The organism is bacterium (genome assembly GCA_024224155.1).
Classification (GTDB): domain Bacteria; phylum Acidobacteriota; class Thermoanaerobaculia; order Multivoradales; family JAHEKO01; genus CALZIK01.
The window spans coordinates 1-1,381 of sequence record JAAENP010000382.1; the positions used below are offsets into that span (position 1 = coordinate 1).

At 63.2% G+C, this 1,381-nt stretch carries 1 protein-coding gene; it reads right to left on the reverse strand.

Annotation, left to right across the window (positions count from 1 at the left end; translation table 11 throughout):
- Positions 1-918 (reverse strand): hypothetical protein (locus GY769_19275; protein ID MCP4204061.1); only part of this gene is annotated, 918 nt, incomplete at its 3' end.
- Positions 919-1,381: the final 463 nt, after the last annotated feature.

The following is a 1,381-nucleotide window of genomic DNA, read 5'->3' on the forward strand; positions in this document are numbered from 1 at the left end:
AGACTGCTTGGCCTCGAGCCTCTTCTTGGCATACTTGATGCAGGTCTCGGTGCAGTCGTGCTCGTGATTGACACAATGGTTGTTGAACACGTCGTCTGCGAAGTGAGCTGCCCACTGCTTGGCATCGGCTTCGCGATCCGTCTCGGAGCTGACCGTACCGTCGGCCTTGAGGATTTCCACGATCTGTCCGTGCTCATCCAGAGTGAAGAGATCCTTGAGGCGCCGCGGCAGGCAGGTTTTGGAGCTCGCTGTGTCAGCAGCACCGGCGATGATGTCCAAAGTGGGCTGGCTCTGCCAAGCGGCGAGAAGGCCGAAGCTGGATCTCTGTCGATAAGCTGGAAAGATGGACTGAAAGGCACCGGTGAGCGGCAGATCACGGTACGCCGCGGTGCCAGTGAGTGGCTGTCGCGATGAGGCAGCTGCCAAAGATCGCTCTCGGTCGACGTGAAGTGGTTCCACGGGTGGTGCAACGTCGACGCACTCACGGAGAGTGCCATCCTCCTCCTCGCCGCCGTCCATGCGGCTCTGGCGCTGCTGTCGGGCGCTGAACGGCTCGAGACGCAGATCGATGCCCAATTGGCAGCCGCTCAGCCTGGCTGCGTCATATTGCACCGTAACCGCGGTTTCGAGCAAGGTACGCCTGATGCGGCAGACCGCCGGCGTGAGGCCCTCGGCCACGGCCCGTCGGAGCCACGCCATGGTGGGTCCGACGATGCTGTGGCCCTTGCCATGGCCGTGTGTAAAGCCACGGCCTTGTGCTTCAAGCGGCGCCTGAACGTCGGTAGTGCCAGGCGTCACGCAAGGCTGCAGGGATGCGGCCACCTCGTCGTGCACAGGTCGAAGTGGTTTCGCGAGCGTCACTCGGCCGATGTGGAGTCGCTCCACGCCGATGATGTAGCGGTAGTGTAGCTCGCTCATGAGTAAGAAGAACTTCGCCGGTGCCGGAGGGTCTGCGGCAACAATCTCATGCATGCGCCGCAGAGGTGGCATGCGTGGCTCCGCGGAGGCCAAGAAGCCGCGGAGCTCAGCGGGCTGAGGAGCACTGGCAGTGGCGTCAAGAAGCGGCGGGTCCGCATCGGCGGGCTGAGAAGCACGGCCAGCGGCAAGGTGGCTGTCCTCACATGGGCCATCGTGGAGGAGCTTGATGAGAGGGTTGTATGTGTCCGCGAAGTTCGGCGTGGCGAAGAAGCTCGGCCCGCCGAAGAGGAGGTTGTTGCCATGGCCGTCGTAACGCAGAGACGTCTTCCGGCCCTCAGTGCCGGGCACATCGGAAGTGCTGAGCAGCAACGTCCGGAGGGCGGTTTTCACCTTCGCAGGCATCTCTGGCCGAGCACAGGCCGAACCGATGGTCTCCTTCGGCCCGGCTATGTTCATGGCCTCC